Source organism: Bradyrhizobium sp. MOS001, from assembly GCF_004634465.1.
GTDB classification, from domain to species: Bacteria; Pseudomonadota; Alphaproteobacteria; order Rhizobiales; family Xanthobacteraceae; genus Bradyrhizobium; species Bradyrhizobium barranii.
Window position 1 is genome coordinate 13,548 of the sequence record NZ_SPVJ01000063.1, and the last position, 20,607, is coordinate 34,154.

Below are 20,607 nucleotides of genomic sequence, written 5' to 3' on the forward strand. Positions count from 1 at the left end.
AGAATGGCTGCCGGATGAAGATTGGCAGGAGACAACAATGGCTGGCGAAGCACCGGAACTGAGCGCGCAGGAGCGGGCCGGCAAGGCCTTTCCTGTTTCGTGGGACCAGTTCCACCGCGACTGCCGGGCGCTGACCTGGCGGCTCAACGAGGTCGGCCCGTTCCACGCCGTCATCGCGATCACCCGCGGCGGGCTGGTGCCGGCCGCGATCGTGGCGCGCGAGCTCGGTGTCCGCATCATCGATACGGTCTGCATCGCCAGCTACGACCACGACAAGCAGGGCGAGCTCCAGGTCCTCAAAGGCATGTCCGAGGCGGCGATGAAGCTCGGCGGCGGCACCGGCAAGGGACTTCTGATCGTCGACGACCTCGTCGACACCGGCAAGACCGGCAGGCTGGTGCGCGACATGCTGCCCGATGCGCATTTCGCCACCGTCTACGCCAAGCCGAAGGGACGCCCGCTGGTCGACACCTTCATCACGGAAGTCTCGCAGGACACCTGGATCTTCTTCCCCTGGGACACCGCGCTGTCCTACCACCCGCCGCTGCGCGACGGCGCGGCGTGAGGGAAGCGACGAAGCAAGCCAGACTATTTCCGCAGACGCATTTCTGGATTGCCTCGCTTCGCTCGCAATGACAGGTGGAGGTGGCCATGCCCCTGCAAAACCGTGTCACGCCGACCGGCGACATCATCGCCACGCCGCACCGGGGCCTGTTCACCGGCAATCGCGGCATCATCCATGATCCCGCGACCAGGACGCTGCTCAAGAAGCGGTGGTCGTCGCCGGCCTGGCTCACCTGTGTTTGCGAATTCCGCGGCCGCCGTCGCGAGGTGATGACGACGCACAGCTGGACCGAGCTGTTCTTCCTCGACGAGGCCACCGCGCTCGCCGCCGGCCATCGCCCCTGCTTCTACTGCCGCCGCGACGATGCCAATCGCTTTCGGGCTGCGTGGGAGAAGGGCAACCGCGTCCGTGATGTCCGCATGCACGATATCGACACGGTGCTGCACCACGAGCGGCTCGATCACGGCAAGAAGCGGCTTCACGCGCTGCTGGTGCCGCTCGACCAGCTTCCAGACGGCGCGATGCTGCAGCAGGGCGAGGAAAGCTTTCTGCTGATGCGGGGCGGGACGCTGTTGTGGTCGACGGCGGGTTATGTTGAAGGCGCGCGAGAGCTCGACGATGCGCAGTTGCTGACCCCGCCATCGACGCTGCGTGCGATGAGCGCCGGCTATGAGGTCACACTGCACCCCAGCGCACACCGCGCCTGACCGTCCCCGCAAGCGGGGAGGGAACGCAGGAAGCGTGTGGCTATTTCAGCGGCCGCCCTTGCTCATCGACTGTCGTCCGCGCATCGCGCAGCACCCATTCGCGGATGATCTGGCGGCAGCGGGTGAGCTCGGCCTCGGTTGCCGTACCCGTATCCTTGGACGCACGCTCGACCATGGCCTTGCAATTCAGCAGCACCGAGCGATCCTCCGCGCGCGCAGCGAATGTGATCCCCGCAAGAGCCGTGACGACGAGTGCCGTTCGGAGCACCATCACCCCAGCTTCTCGCGCGCCAGCGCGGCACCGGCGCCGAGCGCCATCAGCTTGGCCTCGGCGATCTCGCGCCGCATCGGCGCCATGCCGCAATTGGTGGTGGCGATGATGTTGCTCTTGGGCACGAACTTCGACACCGCATCGATCACCTGCACGACGTCCTCGGCGGTCTCTACCGTGTCGCTGGCGACGTCGATCACGCCGGCCTGCACGATCTTGGTCTTGAGCAGCGCGAGCAAATCGAGCGGCACCTTGGAATTGCGGCACTCGATTGCGACCTGCTGGATCGGGCTCGCGTCGATCGCCGGAAAGATCTGCTCGTACTGCCGCCACTGCGCGCCGAGCGTCTCCTTCCAGTCGGTGTTGGCCTTGATGCCGTAGCCGTAGCAGATGTGCACGGCGGTGGCGCAGGTCAGCCCCTGCGCGGCACGCTCGAGCGCCTTGATGCCCCAGTCGTTGACCTCGTCCATGTAGACGTTGAAGGCGGGCTCGTCGAACTGCACGAGATCGACGCCGTCGGCCTGCAATGCCTTGGCTTCCTCGTTGAGGAGATCGGCGAAGGCAAAGGCCATCTTGACGCGATCACCGTAGTAGCGGTCCGCAATCGTGTCGATGATGGTCATCGGGCCGGGCAGGGTGAACTTCAGCTTCTTCTTCGTGTGCGTGCGCGCCACGCGCGCCTCGTCGGCATGGACACGACCCTTGAGCTGAAGCGGCGCGACCACCTGCGGCACCATCGCCTTGTAGCGGTCCTTGCGGATGCCCATCTCGACCTTGTGGGCGAAGTCGATGCCGTCGATCTTCTCAAGGAAGCCGTGCACGAAATGCTGGCGGGCCTGCTCGCCCTCGGTGACGATGTCGATGCCGGCATCCTCCTGGACCTTGACGGCGAGCATGGTCGCATCGCGCTTGGCGCGGAGTAGCTCGTCGCCTTGCGACTTCCAGGGCGCCCACAGCATGTTGGGCTCGGCAAGCCATTCGGGTTTCGGCAAGGAGCCGGCGATCGTGGTTGGAAACAGCATGGCGGCTCTCCCGGCAGGTTGTGTTGCGCCCCTTCCTGCCATGTCTTAATGTCAAGGTACAGAACAACAAAAGTCGCTCTCTATTCCATTGGCGACGACAGGGAAGGGCGATGATCGACCTCTATTATGCGCCGACGCCGAACGGCTGGAAAATCTCGATCATGCTGGAGGAACTCGGGCTCCCCTATAACGTGAAGCCGGTCAATATCCGCGCCGGCGAGCAGTTCAGCCCCGAATTTCTGGCGGTCTCCCCGAACAATCGCATTCCCGCGATCGTCGACCACGCACCCGCCGACGGCGGTGCGCCGTTCTCGGCGTTCGAGACCGGCGCGATCCTGATTTACTTCGCGGAAAAGACCGGCCGCTTCCTGGCCAGCGATCTGCGCGGCCGCTCGACGACCATCCAGTGGGTGATGTGGCAGATGGCGGGCCTCGGGCCGATGCTCGGCCAGCACGGCCATTTCGCGCTCTATGCTGCTGAAAAGATCCCTTATGCGATTGAGCGTTACCGCGACGAGGCCGCGCGGCTCTACGGCGTGCTCGACCGCCAGTTGGCCAAGACCGGCGCCTATGTCGCCGGCGACTATTCCATCGCGGACATCGCCTGCTTCCCCTGGACAATGACCCACAAGGCGCAGGGCTTTACGCTCGATGACTATCCGAACGTGAAACGCTGGTACGCCGAGGTGCGCGCAAGGCCGCAGGTGCAGGCGGGGCTTGCGATCGGCAAGTTCGTGAAAGAGCCGTTCGACGAGGAATCACGCAAGATCATGTTCGGACAGCGTGCCAGGGAAGTGCTGGGAAAGAAGTAGGCTGCTCGCCCCATCGTCATTGCGAGGAGCGAAGCGACGAAGCAATCCAGACTGGTTCCGCGGAAAGATTCTGGATTGCTTCGCTTCCGCCGTCGCTCTTCGAGCTATGGCGGACAAGTCGCTCGCAATGACGGGGATAGAGCACGACAAACAAGACGCAAAGGAAACGCCATGATTGAATTCTTCTTCGACTGTTCCAGCCCCTGGACCTACCTCGCCTTCCACAACATCCAGCCGCTGGCAAAGGAGCTGGGGGCCGAGATCATCTGGCGGCCGATCCTGGTCGGCGGCATCTTCAACACGGTCAATCCGAGCGTCTACGCGCAGCGCGAGACGCCGGTGCCGCTGAAGGCGCGCTACATGAAGAAAGACCTCGCCGACTGGTCGCGCTCGGCCGGCCTCGCGATCAAGATGCCGCCGACGGTGTTTCCGGTGAACAGCGTGAAGGTCATGCGCGGCTGCATCTGGCTGGGGAAAGACATGGTGCCGTTCGCCACTGCCGTGTTCGAGACCTATTGGGGCGGCGACAAGGACATCTCGCAGGACGCCGTGCTCGCCGAGATCTGCAGGAAGGTCGGTGTCGACGAGCAGAAGTTCTTTGCCGGCATCTCCGAGCAGGCAATCAAGGACCAGCTCAAGGCCAACACGGAAGAGGTCGTAGCACGCGGCGGCTTCGGCTCACCGACGATCTTCGTGGGCAAGACCGACATGTACTTCGGCAACGACCGCCTGCCGCTGATCCGCGAGGCGCTTGAACGCAGCAAGGCGAGTGCGGCCTGATGGTGCGGGCTGTCGTCTGCCGCGAACTCGGCGCGCCCGAGACGTTGCGGCTCGAGGAATTTCCGTCGCGCGCCGTCAAACCGGGTGAGGTGCGCGTTGCGATCCGCGCCGCCGGATTGAACTTTCCCGACGTGCTGATGGCGGCCGGCGAATATCAGCTCAAGCCGGAGCTGCCGTTCACGCCCGGCATGGAGGCCGCCGGCGACGTCACCGAGGTGGGCGCAGAGGCAAGCGGCGTGTCCGTCGGCGACAAGGTCATCGTCAAGATGCGCCATGGCGCCTTCACCGACGAAGCGGTGGTGACGCCGACGCAGCTAACGCCGATGCCGTCGACGTTCGACTATGCGGAAGGTGCGACCTATCTCGCCGGCCATGGCACCGCCTATCACGCGCTGATCGATCGCGGCCGGGTCATGCCGGGCGAGGTGTTGCTGGTGCATGGCGCCGGCGGCGGCGTGGGGCTTGCCGCAGTCGAGATCGGCAAGATGCTGGGCGCGACCGTGATCGCGACCGCCTCCAGCGACGAGAAGCTTGCGATAGCGAAATCGCGCGGCGCCGACCATCTCGTGCGCTACGATCGCGAGCCGTTTCGCGATGCCGTCAAGCGCATCACAGACGGTCGTGGCGCCGACGTCGTGTTCGATCCCGTCGGCGGCGAGGTGTTCGAGAACTCGATGCGCTGCATCGCCTGGGGCGCGCGGCTGCTGGTGATCGGCTTTACCGGCGGCATCGGCTCGGCCAAGACCAACCTCTTGCTGATCAAGGGCGCCAGCGTGCTCGGCGTGCGTGCGGGTGAGGCGGTACGGAAGAATCCCGCGCTCGGCGAGGTGCGCCTGAAGGCGCTGCTGCAATGGGCGGAGGAGGGCAAGCTGCGCCCCAACGTCTCGCATCGCCTGCCGCTGCAGGATTATGCTAAAGCGATGCGATTGCTGATCGACCGCAAGGCGATCGGGCGGGTCGCGCTGGTGATGGATTGACGGTGCCGTAGGGTGGGCAAAGCGAAGCGTGCCCACCATTCTGGTTTCGATTGCTGATAGATGGTGGGCACGGCGCAAGAGCGCCTTTGCCCACCCTACGATCCCTCTACTTGTATTCCCGCTCGCCCCACCACGGAAAATAATCCGGCATATCGCTCGACACCTTGTTCTTGAACTGCGCCGGACGCTTCTCCAGGAACGACACCACGCCTTCCCTAACGTCGTCCGAGCGGCCGCGGGTATAGATGCCACGGCTGTCGACCTTGTGGGCTTCCATCGGATCGTCGGCACCCATCATGCGCCACATCATCTGGCGGATCAGGGCGACCGACACCGGCGCGGTCTTGGCGGCGAATTCCTTGGCGAGCGCACGGGCGGTCGGCAGCAGATCATCCGGGGATACGACCTTGCTGACGAGGCGGCCGGCGAGCGCTTCCTGGGCAGGGAAGACGCGGCCGGAATAGCACCATTCCAGCGCCTGCGAGATGCCGACGATGCGCGGCAGGAACCAACTCGAGGCGGCCTCCGGCACGATACCACGCTGGGAGAACACGAAGCCGAAGCGCGCGGCATCCGAGGCGATGCGGATGTCCATCGCGAGTTGCATGGTGACGCCGATGCCGACGGCAGGGCCGTTCACGGCGGCGATGACGGGCTTCAGGCACTTGAAGATGCGCAAGGTCACCTGACCGCCGCCATCGCGCACCTGCGGATCGCTGTAATCGACCTTGCCGTCCGCGAAGCGCTTCACCGGGCCGCGCCGCGCATCGCGATCGAAGGTATCAGCGCCCGAGGAAAGATCAGCGCCCGCGCAAAAGCCGCGGCCGGCGCCGGTGACGATGATGGCGCGGACATCGTCGTCCTTGTCGGCGGCGTCGAACGCGTCGATCAGCTCGGCCTGCATCTGCGCGTTGAAGGCGTTGAGCTTGTCGGGCCGGTTCAGCGTGATGGTGAGGATCTGCTCGGCGACCTCGTATTTGATGGTCTCATACGCCATGGTGGTTTCCTTCCTCATCTTAAGTGCGATCTCAATGAGACGAGACGCATGGTCGCCGTTGTCCGTCTTGCGCGGACTGGGCATGCGAGCAGTACAAGAACGTGGATGGCCGGGACAAGCCCGGCCATGATGGAATGCCTACTTTGCCGGCGGGCTCGGCCAGGGCTGCTGTGCGCCGCGCAAGCCCTCGAAAGCCTTGGCCATGCCGAGCACGCCGATATCGTCGAAGCGGCGGCCGACGATCTGCACGCCGATGGGAAATCCGTTGGCGTCGAAGCCGCCGTTGATGGAAACCGCGGGGTTCTCCGACATATTCCACGGCACGGTATAGCAGATGTGCTCGAACGGCCGCATCGGATCGTTGGTGGGCGAGGCCCATTCCGCCGCATAGTTCACGTTCGGCGCGGTCGGCGAGATCACATAGTCGAGCTCGCAGAACAGCTTTGACGCGGCCGCCCGGATTGCCATGGTCTGGTTGAAGCCGCGGATGACGTCGACGCCCGACAGCTTCGCACCGGATGCGCCCCATTTGAAGATGTAGGGCAGCACCTTTGCCTGTTCGGCCGGCGTCAGCTTGGCCAGATCGTCCCACATCCGCGCGCGCCAGAAATTGTCGAGGCCGTCGAGCATCTCGCGGGTCAAAATGCCGTCGACCTCGGTGACGACGCTACCTGCGGATTCGAACGCCTTTGCGGCTTTCACTGCAACATCACGGACTGGCCGTTCTGCCGGCAGGCCGACGCCGGCATCGAGCATCAGGCCGATGCGCAGTTTGCGCGGGGATTTCTCCAGGCCCTTCCAGTTGAGAGGCTCGGCGGGCAGGCTCATGCCGTCGCGCCGGTCGGGCTTTGCAATCACGCTCATCATCAGCGCGCAATCGTCGACCGTGCGGGTCATGGGACCGGCGACACGGCCGACATAGGTCGGGTCGATCGGCACGCGGCCAAAGCTGGGTTTCAGGCCGACGAGGCCGCACCAGCCCGCAGGCAGGCGGACCGAGCCGCCGATATCGGTGCCGAGATGCAAGGGGCCGTAGCCGGCCGCAGCAGCGGCGCCTGCGCCCGCGCTGGAGCCGCCGGGATTCTTGGAGAGATCCCAGGGATTGCGCGCCAGCGCGTGGAAGCTGGAGAGTCCCGAGGACAGCATGCCGTAATCGGGCATGGTGGTCTTCGCGAAGATGATCGCACCGGCCTCGCGCAGGCGCGCAGCGGGCGGGGCGTCCTTCTCGGCCGGCACGAGCTTCACGCTCGCAGCGCCGAGCGGGACGGGCACGCCCTTGGTCGCGATGTTGTCCTTCACCGTCACAGGCACGCCGTCGAGCGCGCCGGAAGGTTCGCCCCCGCTCCAGCGCGCGGTCGAGGCCTTCGCGGCCTCGCGCGCGCTGTCGGGATCGAACGCGTAGAGCGCCTTGAGATGCGGTTCCCACGCAGCGACGTGCGCAAGCACGTCCTCCAGCACCTCGCTCGGCGAGAACTGCTTGGCCCGATAGCCCGCGATCAGATCGACCGCGGAGAGATCGTGCAGCGAGGTGACGGCCTCTTCGACGCTCTTCTTGTGCATTGCTAACCTACCGGCATGCGCGTTTCGATGATCCGGGCGAACATGCTGGCGCCGATCGGCAGGATCTTGTCGTCGAGCACGAAGCCGGGATTGTGCACGGGCACCGAGCCGTCGTGGCCGATCCAGAAATAGGCGCCGGGGATGGTTTGCAGCATGTCGGCGAAATCCTCGCTGCCCATCTTCGGCTGGGCGCGGGTGATCACGTTGGCGGGGTTGACGACGGTGCGCGCGACCTCCTCGACCACCTTGGACTGCTCGACCTGGTTGACCAGCACGCCGAAAGTGTCGCGGATGTCGGCTTCGATCACGCACTGATAGGCGCTCGCGATGCCGGCGCAGATCGTGCGGATGCGTTCGGCGATCAGGGCACGGACTTCATCCGAGAAGGTGCGGATGGTGCCGCAGAGATGGGCCTCGCCAGGGATGACGTTGTAGGCGGAACCGGCGTGAATCTGCGTGATCGAGATGACGGCGGCCTGCAGCGGCTCGACGTTGCGGCTGACGATGGTCTGGATCGCCTGCGCCAGCGTGGTCGCGATGATCACCGCGTCCTTGGAGCGTTCGGGCATCGCGCCATGCGCGCCGTAGCCGGTGATGCGCAGGTCGAAGAAGTCGGCGCTCGCCATCGCGGGGCCGGGCAGGATCGCGATCTCACCGTGGTTGAGGTCGGGCGCGTTGTGCAGGCCGTAGAGCTCGTCGCAGGGAAACTTCTCGAACAGCCCGTCCTTGATCATCGCGCGCGCGCCACCAAGGCCTTCCTCGGCCGGCTGGAAGATCAGGTGCACGGTGCCGTCGAAATTCCGGGTCTCGGCGAGGTAGCGCGCGGTGCCGAGCAGCATGGTGGTGTGGCCGTCATGGCCGCAGCCGTGGAAGCGGCCGGGGATTTTCGAACTCCATTTCAGATTGGTGTTCTCTTCCATCGGCAGTGCGTCCATGTCGGCGCGCAGGCCGATGCGTTTGCTGCCCGAACCGTTGCCCTTGATCACGCCGATCACGCCGGTGCCGCCGAGACCGCGGTGCACCTCGATGCCCCAGCTCTTCAGCTTGTCGGCGACGATGCCGGAGGTGCGCACTTCCTCGAAGCCGATCTCGGGATGGGCGTGGAGGTCGCGCCTGATAGCAGTGAGTTCGTCGGCAAAGCCGTCGATGCGGTCGATCGTGGGCATGTGTCCTGTCCGGTTAGCGTGATGGGGGCGTGAAAACGGGGCCGTTCGGCTTGATGCGGATGCCCGGCCGCAGGCGCGTCCAGGGCAGGGTGGCTGTGTCGGCCGGCATCGCGCCGGGCGCGGCGCAGATCATCAGCTTTTCCGCGATCGGCTCGAAATCGGCGCGGAAGTGCACCGAGCTCTTGTTGACCAGAATCTTCTGCGCGGTCGGCTCGATGCCGACATAGCGGTACATCGCCTGATCGGCGAGCTGCGCCTTGTGCGAGGAGACGACGACGCGGACATCCCCGATGCGCAGGCACGCGGAGGGACCCATCTCCATCTCGCGGCCACCGTAATAGGGGCCGGGCGCGATGAAGCGGCCGTCGGAGAGCTTTTCGACGATGAAGGTCTCGCGATAGGGCTCATCGCCGGGAATGCCGGACTTGCCGCCGAGCGACAGCGTCACGGTGGCGCCGACGCCGGCCGCATGCGCGGCCTTGGCAGAGGCCGGATCGTAGATCGCGCCGGTCGCGGCGCTCGCTTTGTTGCGCACCAGTGCGCGCAGCATGCCGGTGGTGTCGGAATCGCCGCCAGCGCCCGGATTGTCCTGGGTGTCTGCGATGATGATCGGCTTGCTCGCGCCCTTGGCGAGTTCCATCGCATGGCGCACGCCATCGTCGGGCGACCAGATTTTGCCGTCGAAATCGTCCTCGTGGCTTTCGATCAGTTTGACGATCGCATCGGCCGCGCGGTCGGCATCGGCCTGCGTCTTGCCATAGGCGAACACGCTCGGGCCGCAGTCGCGGAAGTCGGCGGCGGGGAAGCCGGGCGCGAAGGACAGCGTCGGAACGGCGTCGCTCTCCAGCGCGGCCAGTTTTTCGTAGATGCCCTTGGTGGGAAAGTCATTGGTGCATTGCCAGCTGATCGCGATCAGGAACGGCAATTGGCGAAACGACTTTGCAAAGCGCTGCTTCGTCTTCAGCAGCAGGGCGAGGTGCCTTGCGGAGGCGCGGCCGGTCTCGGCCATGTCGACATGCGGATAGGTGCGGTAGGCGATCAGCGCGTCCGCGTGTTCCATCATCTCGGGCGTGACGTTGGCGTGCAGGTCGAGGCTGGCAACGAGCGGGACGTCCTTGCCTATGACGCGGCGCACGCGAGCCAAGATCTCGCCTTCGCCGTCGTCGAGATGCTCGGTCACCATCGCGCCATGCAGATCGAGATAGACGGCATCGAGCGGGCCGGCGGCGGCGATACCGTCGACCATCACCTTCACGATACGCTCGAAGGCGTCCCTGGTGACATGCGCCGACGGACTTGCGCCGCAGGCGATCGTCGGAATGAGGTTCCAGCCATTCGCTTCGGCGCTGTCGACAAAGCCGGCGAGGCCGACATTGATGCGGCGCATCACCTTCAATACGTCGGCGCCTTCCGTCATGGCCGGCCAGCCGCCGCCATGCTGGAAGTCCGCGAAAGTCGCCTTCGTCGGGGCGAACGTGTTGGTCTCGTGCAGGAAGCCGCCGACGGCGATACGTGTCATTAATTCTGGTCCAGCGTTTGAAAGTGCGCGACGTTAGCCTTGTGCCTGCGGCGAGAGCAAGGTGGGACGCACTCGCGCTATGCATGGCCTTAAGCTGTTTTGGGAATACTTGCCGCGATCACCGTCATTGCGAGCGAAGCGAAGCAATCCAGACCGTCTCCGCAGAGGGACTCTGGATTGCTTCGCTCCGCTCGCAATGACGAGTGGACAAACCTAAGCCGTCGCCGCGACGCCTTCCGACACCGGTCGGAAGTTCGCAAAATCCCAGCCGCGGCCCGGTGCGGCCTCCAGCAGCGCCCTGGTGTAGGCTTCCTTTGGATGCGTCAGCACCTCGGCGGCCAGGCCCTGTTCGACGACACGGCCGTGCTGCATCACCACGACCTCGTCGCAGATCTGGGCTGCGACGCGCAGATCGTGGGTGATGAACAGGATGGCGATGCCGAGCCGGTTCTGGATCTCGTCGAGCAGTTCCAGCACCTGCGCCTGAACCGAGACGTCGAGTGCCGACACCGCTTCGTCCGCGACCAGCACGTCGGGGTCGAGCGCGAGTGCACGCGCAATGGCGATGCGCTGGCGCTGACCGCCGGAGAACTGGTGCGGATAGCGCGTCACTGCGTCGGCGGGCAGGCCGACGAGCTCGAGCAGTTCGCGCGCCCGCTTCATCGCATCGGCATGCGAGGTGCCGTAATTGATCGGGCCTTCCGCGATGCTCTCGCCGACGGTAATGCGCGGGTTGAGCGAGCGATAGGGATCCTGGAACACGATCTGGATCTTCTGCCGGTGCGGCTGGAGCAGGCGGCGCGAGATGTCGGCGATCTCGCGGCCGGCAAGGCGCACGCCGCCGGAGGTCGGATCGATCAGGCGCACGATGCACCGTGCGACGGTGGACTTGCCCGAGCCGCTCTCGCCGACGATGCCGAGCGTGCGGCCCTTGCGCAGCGTCAGCGTGACCTTGTCGGCGGCGACGACCTCGCGGCCTTTGCCGAAGAAGGCGCGTTCCTTATAGACCTTGCCGAGCTCGTTGGCCTCCAGCACCACCGGCTCCTTGGTCTCGGGCCGCGCCGCGCGCGGCACCAGGCTCGGCACCGCAGAAAGCAAATTGCGGGTGTACTCCATGGTCGGGTTGCGCAGCACGGTCTCGAGCGGACCGGTCTCGACCAGCCGGCCCTGCCGCATCACAGCGACGCGGTCGGCGATCTCGGCGACCACGCCCATGTCGTGGGTGATGAACAGGACGGCCGTGCCGTGATCGCGCTGGAGGTCGCGGATCAGCGTCAGGATCTGCTTCTGCGTGGTGACGTCGAGCGCGGTGGTCGGCTCGTCGGCGATGAGCAGCTTCGGCTCTAGCACCAGCGCCATCGCGATCATGATGCGCTGGCGCTGGCCGCCGGACAGGCGATGCGGATAGGAGGCAAAGATGCGCTCGACCTGGGGCAGGCGGACCTGCTCCATCATGTCGAGGATGCGCTTCTTCCGCGCCTTTGCGTCGAGATTGGTGTGGGCGCGCAGGACTTCGTCGATCTGGCGGCCGACCGGCACCACCGGATTGAGCGCGGTCATCGGCTCCTGGAAGATCATCGCCATCTGCGTCGCGCGGAGCTGGCGCAGGCGGCGATCGGTCGCGGTGAGAATCTCTTCGCTGACGAGCTTGACGCTGCCGCCGGTTGGAACCAGCGTGCCCTTCGGCAGCAGGCCCATCGTGGTGAGCGAGGTCACCGACTTGCCCGAGCCGCTTTCGCCGACGAGACACAGTGTCTCGCCCTTATGCACCTGGATCGAGATCCCGTCGATGATGTTTGCACCCTTCGGCTTCTTGCCGATGGAGACGACGAGGTTGTTGATGTCGAGAACTGGGTTGGTCATCACTTGATCCGTCATCACTTGCCCTCCCGCTGCTTCATGCGGGGATCGAGGGCGTCGCGGGCGGCGTCGCCGATCAGATTGATGCTGAGGATGGCGATCGAGAGCAGCAGGCCCGGCCAGAAGATCAGCGTCGGCTTGAGCTGAAAATACTGACGGCCCTCGGCCATGATGTTGCCCCAGGTCGGCGTCTCCGGCGAGATACCGGCGCCGAGGAAGGAGAGAATGGCCTCGGTCAGGATCGCGGAGGCGCAGACATAGGTGCCCTGGACGATCAGCGGCGCGATCGTGTTCGGCATCAGATGGCGCCACATGATCTTCGGCAGGCTGGAGCCGACCGAGATCGCAGCCTCGACGTAAGGTTCCTCGCGCGCGGACAGCACGACCGAGCGCACCAGGCGTGCCACGCGAGGTATTTCGGGGATGGTGATCGCGACCAGCACGGTCCAGATGCTGGCGCCGGACAGCGACACCACGGCGATCGCGAGCAGGATGCTCGGCATCGCCATGAGGCCGTCCATGACGCGCATCAGGACGGCATCGACCAGCTTGAAGAAGCCGGAGACCAGGCCGATCGCAAGGCCGATGACGATCGACAGGATCGCCGAGCCGATGCCGATCAGGAGCGAGATGCGGCCGCCATAGATCACGCGCGACAAGAGGTCACGGCCATAGGCGTCGGTGCCGAGCAGGAACTGCGCCGAGGCCGGCTTCAGCCGCTGCGAGGGCGCAAGCTGGACCGGATCGTGCGGCGCGATCAGCGGCGCCAGGATCGAGACCAGCACGATCAGCGCGAGCAAGATTGTGGCCGCCGCGATGATCGGCGTCGAGGTGAGGAATCCGAAACGCGGCCGCAGCGGCGACGTGATCGGAATGGACGACTGGGGAAGGCTATCGACGGACATTTTTGTTGTTATCCTTAGCCCTAGTACCGGATCCGGGGATCGAGCAGCGTGTAGGCGACGTCGATCAGGAGATTGACGACGACATAGATCAGCGACGTCAGCAGGATCATCGCCTGGATGACTGGGTAGTCGCGCGCCAACACCGCGTCCACCGTGAGGCGGCCGATGCCGGGGATGTTGAACACGCTCTCGGTGACGACGACGCCGGAGATCAGCAGCGCAAAGCCGGTGCCGATCACGGTGATGACGGGCACCGCGGCATTGCGCAGCGCATGGCGCATCATCACGGCGACCTCGTTGATGCCCTTGGCGCGGGCGGTGCGGACGTAGTCCTCTCCGAGCACGTCGAGCATCGCCGCACGCGTCATGCGCGCGATCAGCGCAATGTAGATGAAGGAGAGCGCGCAGGTCGGCAGGATGATGCGCTCGAAGAACGGTCCAAAGCCGTTGAAGATGCTGCGGAAGCCCTGCACCGGCACCCAGCGCAGGTCGATCGCGAAGACCTCGATCAGGAGATAGCCGACCACGAACACCGGCACGGAGAAGCCGAGCACGGAGAGGCCCATCACGAAACGGTCGATCCAGGTGCCGTGCTTCCACGCCGCGATGACGCCCAGGGGCACGGCGACGATCACAGCGAGAATGATCGTCGAGAGCGCGATCGAGATCGACGGCTCGACGCGCTGGCTGATCATCTTCATGACTGGCAGGTTGGAGATCAGCGACGTCCCGAGATCGCCGTGCAGCAGCTTGTTCACCCAGGTGATGAATTGCACGATCAGCGGCTCGTTGAGGCCGAGCGAGTCGCGGATGCGTTCCAGCCGTTCCGGCGTCGCGTTATCGCCGGCGAGAATGGCGGCGGGATCACCCGGCGTCAGCCGCAGCAGCAGGAAGACGAACAGCGCGACGACGCCCATCACGGGCACCGCGGCCAGAACGCGGCGAATGAGATAACCTAGCATGCACCTATCTCCGGCTGCGGAACTTGTGGGGCCGAGAGGCCCCCGTGGAATCGGTTCTGTCTATCATGCACGCCTGTCACTCGGGCTGGAAAGCCGGCCGGAGAAGCCGACCTTTCGGGGCAAATTGTGTGCCAAGGGCAGGGCGGTCGCAAGAGGCCGCCGAGCCTCCGATATCGGCCACTCAGGATGCATGGCGGAACTCGCGCTCAACCCTGAGTGAGGGTGCGGTCGGCGGTGCGTTGAGCCCGCGCCAGCCGTCGATGGTCCCGGCAATCATCTGCGCGGTCGCCGCCGACAAGGTCCAGCCGAGATGGCCGTGGCCGGTGTTGAAGAACACGCCCGGCATGCGTCCTGCGCGCACCACGGGCATCATGTTCGGCATCATCGGCCGCAGCCCGGCCCAGGGCACGACCTTGGACGTTTCGACGCCGGGGAAGTTGCTGCGCACCCAGTCGACCAGCGGCTGCACGCGGTCGGCGCGGATGTCGCGGTTGAAGTCGTTGAATTCGGCGGTGCCTGCGACGCGGAAACGATCGGCGCCGAGCCGGCTGGTGACGATCTTGGCGGCTTCGTCGAGCAGGCTCACGGTCGGCGTCGCATTGCGGCTTGCGGCAGTGTCGAGCTGAACGGTGATCGAATAGCCCTTCACCGGATAGACGTTGACGCGCTCGTCGAGGAGGGCGGCGAAGTGGCGGCTGGCCACACCGGCGCAGACCACGACGCCATCAGCCTTCAGCATGCCGCGCGCGGATGCGACAGTGTCACTGGCCGAAAGATCAGCCCAGCCGATGACAAAGCCGCCACCTGCCTGGGCAATGGAATCGATGTTGGCTTCGTGGATAAAGGTCGCGCCGCGCCGCTTGCAGGCTTCCGCAAGTCCGCGCGTGAACTTGTGGATATCGCCGGTCGCATCCGACGGCGTGTAGAAGCCGCCAAAATAGTCCTTGCGCAGCGTCGGCTCGATGGCGCGGATCTCCTCCGGCGTCACCGGGCGGCGATCGAGCCCGCCTTCCTTCAATAGCGCATTGACCTGCAGGCCGGATTCAAAACCCTTCTTGTCGTGATAGATGTGCAGGATGCCGCGGCGTTCGAGATCGAAGTCGATGCCTTCGCGCTCCGCGATCTCGAACAGATGCTTGCGGGCTTCGATCGCGAGCCGGGTGGTCTGGACCGTGTTGGCGCGGTAGTTGCCGATATTGGCGACGAACTCGCTCATCCACGAATATTTGTGCCAGTTCGGCCGCGGGTTCATCAGCAGCGGCGCATCGCGCCGGAACATCCAGCGCAGGCCTTTCAGGATCGTGGCGGTGCTGTTCCAGACTTCGGCATTGCTGGCGGAGAGCTGTCCGCCATTGGCGAAGGACGTCTCCATCGCGGCGTAGCGGTGCTTGTCGAGCACCGTCACCTTGTATCCGCGTTCGAGCAGGGCATAGGCGGTCGTTACGCCGGTGATGCCGGCGCCGATGATGGCGATATGGGTCATAGCAGGTTCGGGGCTCCCGTGAGTTAGAGTCGGCTAACCGCCGGCCAAAGGCCGTTGGCGGCGCCCCATCTGTCACGGTTACCTGAGAGCTTGATCCGTTGCGGACCTCGGCGAGGTCAGCTCCGGACTATCCCCTTCGGTGGACGTCACGACCACATTGGCCGTGCCGCCTCTCTCCAGATCGTCCTGACGATACGGTCCTTTTGCCTGAGAGTTTCCGGGGCGGTTGCTCCGTCGGCGCCGCAACGAAAGCCTGAACTCTCGTTGCGATCTCTCCCGCATCGTCGCGTGGACAATCGAGCAGTACGATGCGCCTCATTTTTAGACAAGGCTAAATTTAAACCGCGACTGCCAACGCATTGTGCAGTGCGAAGGCTGCGTCGTCAGTCGAGCGTCGCCAGCAAGCCGGCCATCAGGCGCCCGCGTTCAACCAGGCTCTCGACCTCGATGAACTCCTCGAGCGTGTGGCCGTTGCCGCCGCGCACGCCGAGGCCGTCGAGCGTCGGGATGCCCATCGCACCGGTAAAGTTGCCGTCGGAGCCGCCGCCAGAGCTCGCATGCGGCAGATCGGTGCCGAGCGACTTGGCGATGCCGCGCGCCTTTTCATAAAGCGCCATGGTGCCGGCATCGGGCTCCCATACGGGGCGCGTGACGCCGCGCGTCACCTTGAACGTGACATCATTGGACGTGCCCGACAGCGCCAGCATCCGCTCGACGCCGCGGTCGAGATCGGCCTGGCGCTTGGCCATGGACAGCGCCTCGCCGGTGGCGGTCGTGGCAACGCAATTGACCCATTGTCCGCCGTGCACGACGCCGACCGAGAAGGTGCAGTCCTCCGTCGTCATCGCGTCGATGGCGAGGATCTGCCGCGCCATCTCGCGGATCGCCGAGCGTCCGGCCGACAATGTTGCGCCGGCATGGCTCGGTCGGCCCGTCGCTTCCAGATTGAAACGCGCGATGGCGTAACGTCCGGTGGTGACACCGTTGTCGGCGCGGCCCGGTTCGGGCACCAGCACATATTTGTTGCGCGCGGCTTCCGCTTCGATGATGTCCCGCGTCGAGGGCGTGCCGACTTCCTCGTCGGGCGTAAACAGCACGGTGATCGGCAGCGGCGTGGTGAAGGAAGCACGTGCCAGCTGGCGGATCGCTTCCAGCGAGAGATAGTTGCCGCCCTTCATGTCGTAGATGCCGGGGCCGTAGCACTTGTTGCCCTCGCGCCGCCATTTCAGCTTCTCGATGGTGCCGACCGGGTGGACGGTATCCATGTGGCCGGCGATCAGGATGCCCGGCTCGCCCTGTTTCGGATGCGGGAAGCGCGCGCGCATCACGCCGCCAAAGCCCTGTCGGCCGCTGATGCGTTCGATCGTCGCACCCATGATCGCCATATCCCGCGCTGCGATATCGAGCATGCGGTTGACGGCGCCCGCGTCCCAGGTCGGGCTCTCGCATTCCACCCAGGTGCGCAGGCCCTCAAGCATCGCCTCGGAATCGAAGGGAAGATTGGCTGGATTCATCTTAATGTCTCTCAAGCTTCGAAAGATGGAACGCGCATTGCATTGGCGCGGACGGGACTGGCGGAAAGCGTTGTAGAGCCAAACCGATCTTTGTGGAGCCCGTGGGCGCGCCGCTTGGGGCTGCAGCGAAACCGGATTGACGCGCTCAACACTGTCTGCAAGTCTCGAAAGACAAAGGCATCGCATGAGGTTAGTTCGCCTAAAGAACGAACCGAATGCTCAACCAATAACCTGCCTTTGAACAGTTTCACGTCAGGAGAAACTTTTATGTTGAGCTTGATGCGCCGGGGGCGTCGCGCGTTCGCCTCCACACTTGCGCTATCGGTCGTTGCGCTTTCGACGGCGATGGCCTCGCCGGTACTTGCCGCCGCCAGCAAGACCATCACCGCGGTGATGCATTCGGATCTGCGCATCATCGATCCGATTTTCACCACCGCCTACATCACGCGTGACCATGGCTACATGGTCTACGACACGCTGATCGCGACGGACTCGAATTTCAAGATCCAGCCGCAGATGGCGGACTGGAAGATCTCCGACGACAAGCTCACCTACACCTTCACGCTGCGCGACGGCCTGAAGTGGCACGACGGTACGCCGGTGACGGCGGAAGACTGCGCCGCTTCGCTGAAGCGCTGGGCCGCGGTCGACGGCATGGGCCAGCAGATGATGCAGTTTACTGCGAGCATCGAGGCGACCGACCCCAAGACGATCACGCTGAAGCTGAAGGAGCCCTACGGCCTCGTGCTCGAATCCATCGGCAAGCCGTCCTCGCGCGTCGCCTTCATGATGCCGAAGCGTCTCGCCGAAACGCCGCCGGACAAGCAGATCCCCGAGCAGATCGGCTCCGGTCCGTTCAAGTTCGTGCAGGGTGAATTCCAGCCCGGCGTGAAGGCGGTGTACGTCAAGAACACCGACTACGTGCCGCGCAAGGAGGCGTCGAGCTGGACTGCCGGAGGCAAGGTGGTCAAGGTTGATCGCGTCGAATGGATCACCATGCCGGATGCGCAGACCGCAGTGAACGCGCTGCAATCGGGCGACATCGACTTCATGGAAGTGCCGCCGTGGGATCTGCTGCCCGTCCTTGAAGGCAATGCCGACCTCAAGACCGAGACGCTGAACAAGTTCGGCTACCAGACCCTTGGGCGCATGAACTTCCTCTATCCGCCCTTCGACAATCCGAAGATCCGCCGTGCCGCACTTCTGGCGATGAACCAGAAGGACGTGCTCGACGCGCTCGTCGGCAATCCCAAATACTACAAGATCTGCGGTGCGTTCTTCATCTGCGATACGCCGTTCGCGACCGACGTCGGCTCGGAATCGCTGGTCAAGGGCAACGGCATGGCGGAAGCCAAGAAGGCGCTCGCCGAGTCCGGCTATGACGGCACGCCCGTCGTGGTCATGGTGCCCGGCGACGTCGTGACGCTGAAGGCGCAGCCGACGGTCGCGGTGCAGTTGCTCCGCGAGGCCGGCTTCAAGGTCGACGCGCAGGCGACCGACTGGCAGACGGTGGTCAGCAGGCGCGCCAGCCAGAAGCCTCCGAAGGAGGGCGGCTGGAACATGTTCTTCACCAACTGGGTCAGCGCCGACGTGTCCAACCCGATCGCCAATCTGTCGATCGGCGGGCAGGGCAAGAAGGGCTGGTTCGGCTGGGCGGAAAACGCCAAGATCGAGAAGCTCAAGGACGACTTCGTCCGCGCCGCCTCGCTCGACGATCAGAAGAAGATCGCGACCGAGATCCAGAAGGAAGCCTATGACCAGGTGATTTACGTGCCGCTCGGCCAGTATCTGGCGCCGAGCGCGTGGCGGAAGTCGCTCACCGGCGTGCTCGACGGCCCGGCGACGCCGGTGTTCTGGAACATCGACAAGACCGAGTAAGGCGAGGGCGCGCCCGCGCGCCTTCCCCGAGCGTTACGCGGCGTCGCTGTCATCAGCGGCGCCGTTTTCGTTTGTCAGCCTCGCGTCAGCTTTTAACTCTTCCAGTGTCCAATCATTGCTATTTGTTTCTGACTTGAAATAGATGTGCGCAGTTCGCACATCACTTCCTTCCTGCATTTGAGTCCCGTGTCGATTGATTTTTCATTTCGGGCGATGGCCGAGCGGTCCGATCGCGCGCCGGCGCGATGGCGGCGGCCTTTCCTGCGCTGGCTCGACGGCGTCGAGACGGGTTGGGCCGTTCCGCTTCTCATTGTGTGCTTTGTCGCGCTCTGGACGGTCTATCTGGCCGTCGCCTATGCCGGCAGCGGCCTGATACCCTCGAGGCCTGGACGCTCGGGCGCCGTTTCGCGTGGGGCTACCACAAGCATCCGCCGCTGATGGGCTGGGTTACGGCGGTGTGGACCTCCGTCTTCCCGCTCAGCGACTGGTCGCTGCAATTGATGGCGATGGCCAATGCCGGGCTCGCCCTGTTTTTCGTCGACCGGATCGCACGGCAGTTCGTGACCGGGCACAAGCGCATCCTGGTGCTGCTGCTCCTGATGCTGACGCCGGCCTATCAATTCCACGCCCAGCGCTTCAGCGCCAACGCGGTGCTTCTTGCGCTCTGGCCGCTCGCGACCTGGTGTTTTCTGCGCGCGTTCGAGACCCGCAGCGCGGCCTGGGCGGTCGCGGTAGGATGCACCACGGCGCTGGCGATGGTCGGCAAATATTATTCGGTCTTCCTCGTGGCGAGCTTTGCATTTGCCGCGCTGGCTCATCCCGCGCGCCGCGCCTATTTCACGTCCGCTTCGCCGTGGATATCGGTCGTGGTCGGGCTCGCGGTGTTGTCGCCGCACATCTACTGGCTCGCGACGACGGGCGCGTCGGCCTTCACCTACGCGATGGCGCACGCCAACGGCAACTTCGTGAGCTCGCTCGGCGAGGTGCAGAACTTCCTGCTCGGACTCGTGGCGGCCATCAGCGTATCGGCCGTCTTCTGGGTGATCATCGCAGGCACACGGCTGAAGCAATTTGCGGCCGACCTCGCCGCGATGAGTTCCGGCCTGCGGCTTCTTTTTTACGTTGCGATCGGCACGATCGTACTGCCGGTCCTGACGTCGCTGGCGATGGGCACCGATCTGCCGTCGCTATGGGCGTTGCAAGGGCTGTTCCTGTTCGTCGTGCTGATCGTTTGCGGCACGCGCTACCCGATCGAAAGATTCTACACCGTCAATGTCACGGTCATCACCGCAATCGTTGGGCTCGCCGCTGTCTTCGTCGCCGCCCCGATTCACGCCGTCTATCGCAACAATCACGGCTACGAAGAGGGCCGGAATTTCTACGCGCAGGTAGCTAACGAGATTACTCGCGAGTGGCACGAGCTGACCGGGGAACCGCTCAGCGCCGTCAGCGGCGACGATTCGCTGGCCTTTGCGACCGCGTTCTACAGTCCGGACCATCCGTATTACGCGCGGCCGTTCGAATTTCAGTAGTCGTTCGTGAAGAACTGGCGGCGGCGCCCGGCTCAAGCGGTGTTTCGAGCCGGGACGGTCTCGAAGAAGGCTCGGATGATGACACGCAAGAGCTCTG

General features: G+C 64.7%; 17 protein-coding genes, 1 pseudogene and 2 riboswitches. Of the genes and pseudogenes, 7 read left to right on the plus strand and 11 right to left on the minus strand.

What is annotated here, in order from left to right:
- The first annotated feature begins 37 nt into the window (after positions 1-37).
- Positions 38-565: a xanthine phosphoribosyltransferase gene (gene gpt / locus CT676_RS39395; protein WP_028150009.1), complete on the plus strand. Its 528-nt coding sequence runs from the start codon at positions 38-40 to the stop codon at positions 563-565.
- A gap of 86 nt (positions 566-651) precedes the next feature.
- Positions 652-1,272, plus strand: a complete 621-nt coding sequence (locus CT676_RS39400) for a hypothetical protein (protein WP_135216894.1) — start codon at positions 652-654, stop codon at positions 1,270-1,272.
- Positions 1,273-1,312: 40 nt separating this feature from the next.
- Here the strand turns inward: CT676_RS39400 and CT676_RS39405 are convergent, their stop codons facing one another.
- Both CT676_RS39405 and CT676_RS39410 read right to left on the minus strand, forming a co-directional pair.
- Positions 1,313-1,543: a hypothetical protein gene (locus CT676_RS39405; RefSeq protein ID WP_135216895.1), complete on the minus strand. Its 231-nt coding sequence runs from the start codon at positions 1,541-1,543 to the stop codon at positions 1,313-1,315.
- A complete protein-coding gene (locus tag CT676_RS39410; RefSeq protein WP_135216896.1) occupies positions 1,543-2,565 on the minus strand; it encodes a methionine synthase in 1,023 nt (340 codons plus the stop codon). Before CT676_RS39410 ends, CT676_RS39405 begins: the two co-directional genes overlap by 1 nt.
- A gap of 110 nt (positions 2,566-2,675) precedes the next feature.
- Between CT676_RS39410 and CT676_RS39415 the strand changes: the two genes are divergently transcribed.
- From CT676_RS39415 to CT676_RS39425, 3 genes are all read left to right on the plus strand, one after another.
- The gene (locus tag CT676_RS39415) at positions 2,676-3,377 is read left to right on the plus strand and encodes a glutathione binding-like protein (RefSeq protein WP_135216897.1); all 702 of its coding nucleotides are present in this window, start codon (positions 2,676-2,678) and stop codon (positions 3,375-3,377) included.
- Positions 3,378-3,548: 171 nt separating this feature from the next.
- Complete coding sequence (locus CT676_RS39420) at positions 3,549-4,157, plus strand: 2-hydroxychromene-2-carboxylate isomerase (protein WP_063982457.1); 609 nt, start codon at positions 3,549-3,551, stop codon at positions 4,155-4,157.
- Positions 4,157-5,134 (plus strand): NADPH:quinone oxidoreductase family protein, encoded by a 978-nt coding sequence (locus CT676_RS39425; RefSeq protein WP_135216898.1) that lies wholly within the window; start codon positions 4,157-4,159, stop codon positions 5,132-5,134. Before CT676_RS39420 ends, CT676_RS39425 begins: the two co-directional genes overlap by 1 nt.
- A gap of 106 nt (positions 5,135-5,240) precedes the next feature.
- Here CT676_RS39425 and CT676_RS39430 read toward each other — a convergent pair whose 3' ends face one another.
- The 9 genes from CT676_RS39430 to CT676_RS39470 form a co-directional block, all read right to left on the minus strand.
- A complete protein-coding gene (locus tag CT676_RS39430) occupies positions 5,241-6,131 on the minus strand; it encodes a crotonase/enoyl-CoA hydratase family protein (protein WP_135216899.1) in 891 nt (296 codons plus the stop codon).
- A gap of 138 nt (positions 6,132-6,269) precedes the next feature.
- Positions 6,270-7,691 (minus strand): amidase, encoded by a 1,422-nt coding sequence (locus tag CT676_RS39435; protein ID WP_135216900.1) that lies wholly within the window; start codon positions 7,689-7,691, stop codon positions 6,270-6,272.
- A gap of 2 nt (positions 7,692-7,693) precedes the next feature.
- Positions 7,694-8,857: a M20 aminoacylase family protein gene (locus tag CT676_RS39440; protein ID WP_135216901.1), complete on the minus strand. Its 1,164-nt coding sequence runs from the start codon at positions 8,855-8,857 to the stop codon at positions 7,694-7,696.
- Positions 8,858-8,870: 13 nt separating this feature from the next.
- Positions 8,871-10,376, minus strand: coding sequence for a M81 family metallopeptidase (locus CT676_RS39445; RefSeq protein WP_135216902.1), 1,506 nt, complete (start codon positions 10,374-10,376; stop codon positions 8,871-8,873).
- Positions 10,377-10,589: 213 nt separating this feature from the next.
- Positions 10,590-12,239, minus strand: a complete 1,650-nt coding sequence (locus CT676_RS39450; RefSeq protein ID WP_135216904.1) for an ABC transporter ATP-binding protein — start codon at positions 12,237-12,239, stop codon at positions 10,590-10,592.
- Positions 12,240-12,253: 14 nt separating this feature from the next.
- Complete coding sequence (locus CT676_RS39455) at positions 12,254-13,141, minus strand: ABC transporter permease (protein ID WP_028150021.1); 888 nt, start codon at positions 13,139-13,141, stop codon at positions 12,254-12,256.
- 20 nt (positions 13,142-13,161) lie between these two features.
- Positions 13,162-14,103, minus strand: coding sequence for an ABC transporter permease (locus CT676_RS39460; RefSeq protein WP_014494267.1), 942 nt, complete (start codon positions 14,101-14,103; stop codon positions 13,162-13,164).
- Between the two features lie 181 nt (positions 14,104-14,284).
- Positions 14,285-15,586 (minus strand): D-amino acid dehydrogenase, encoded by a 1,302-nt coding sequence (locus CT676_RS39465; protein ID WP_135216903.1) that lies wholly within the window; start codon positions 15,584-15,586, stop codon positions 14,285-14,287.
- 67 nt (positions 15,587-15,653) lie between these two features.
- A riboswitch (glycine riboswitch) is annotated at positions 15,654-15,768 on the minus strand.
- A 3-nt stretch (positions 15,769-15,771) separates the two neighbouring features.
- Positions 15,772-15,875, minus strand: a riboswitch (glycine riboswitch).
- Positions 15,876-15,969: 94 nt separating this feature from the next.
- On the minus strand, positions 15,970-17,100 hold the full coding sequence (locus tag CT676_RS39470) for a M20/M25/M40 family metallo-hydrolase (RefSeq protein WP_063982464.1): 1,131 nt from the start codon (positions 17,098-17,100) through the stop codon (positions 15,970-15,972).
- A 267-nt stretch (positions 17,101-17,367) separates the two neighbouring features.
- Here CT676_RS39470 and CT676_RS39475 point away from each other — a divergent pair, with 267 nt between their 5' ends.
- Positions 17,368-18,978 (plus strand): ABC transporter substrate-binding protein, encoded by a 1,611-nt coding sequence (locus CT676_RS39475; RefSeq protein WP_063982465.1) that lies wholly within the window; start codon positions 17,368-17,370, stop codon positions 18,976-18,978.
- 213 nt (positions 18,979-19,191) lie between these two features.
- A pseudogene (locus CT676_RS39480) lies at positions 19,192-20,504 on the plus strand (glycosyltransferase family 39 protein); the annotation flags it as partial.
- Positions 20,505-20,607 lie beyond the last annotated feature (103 nt).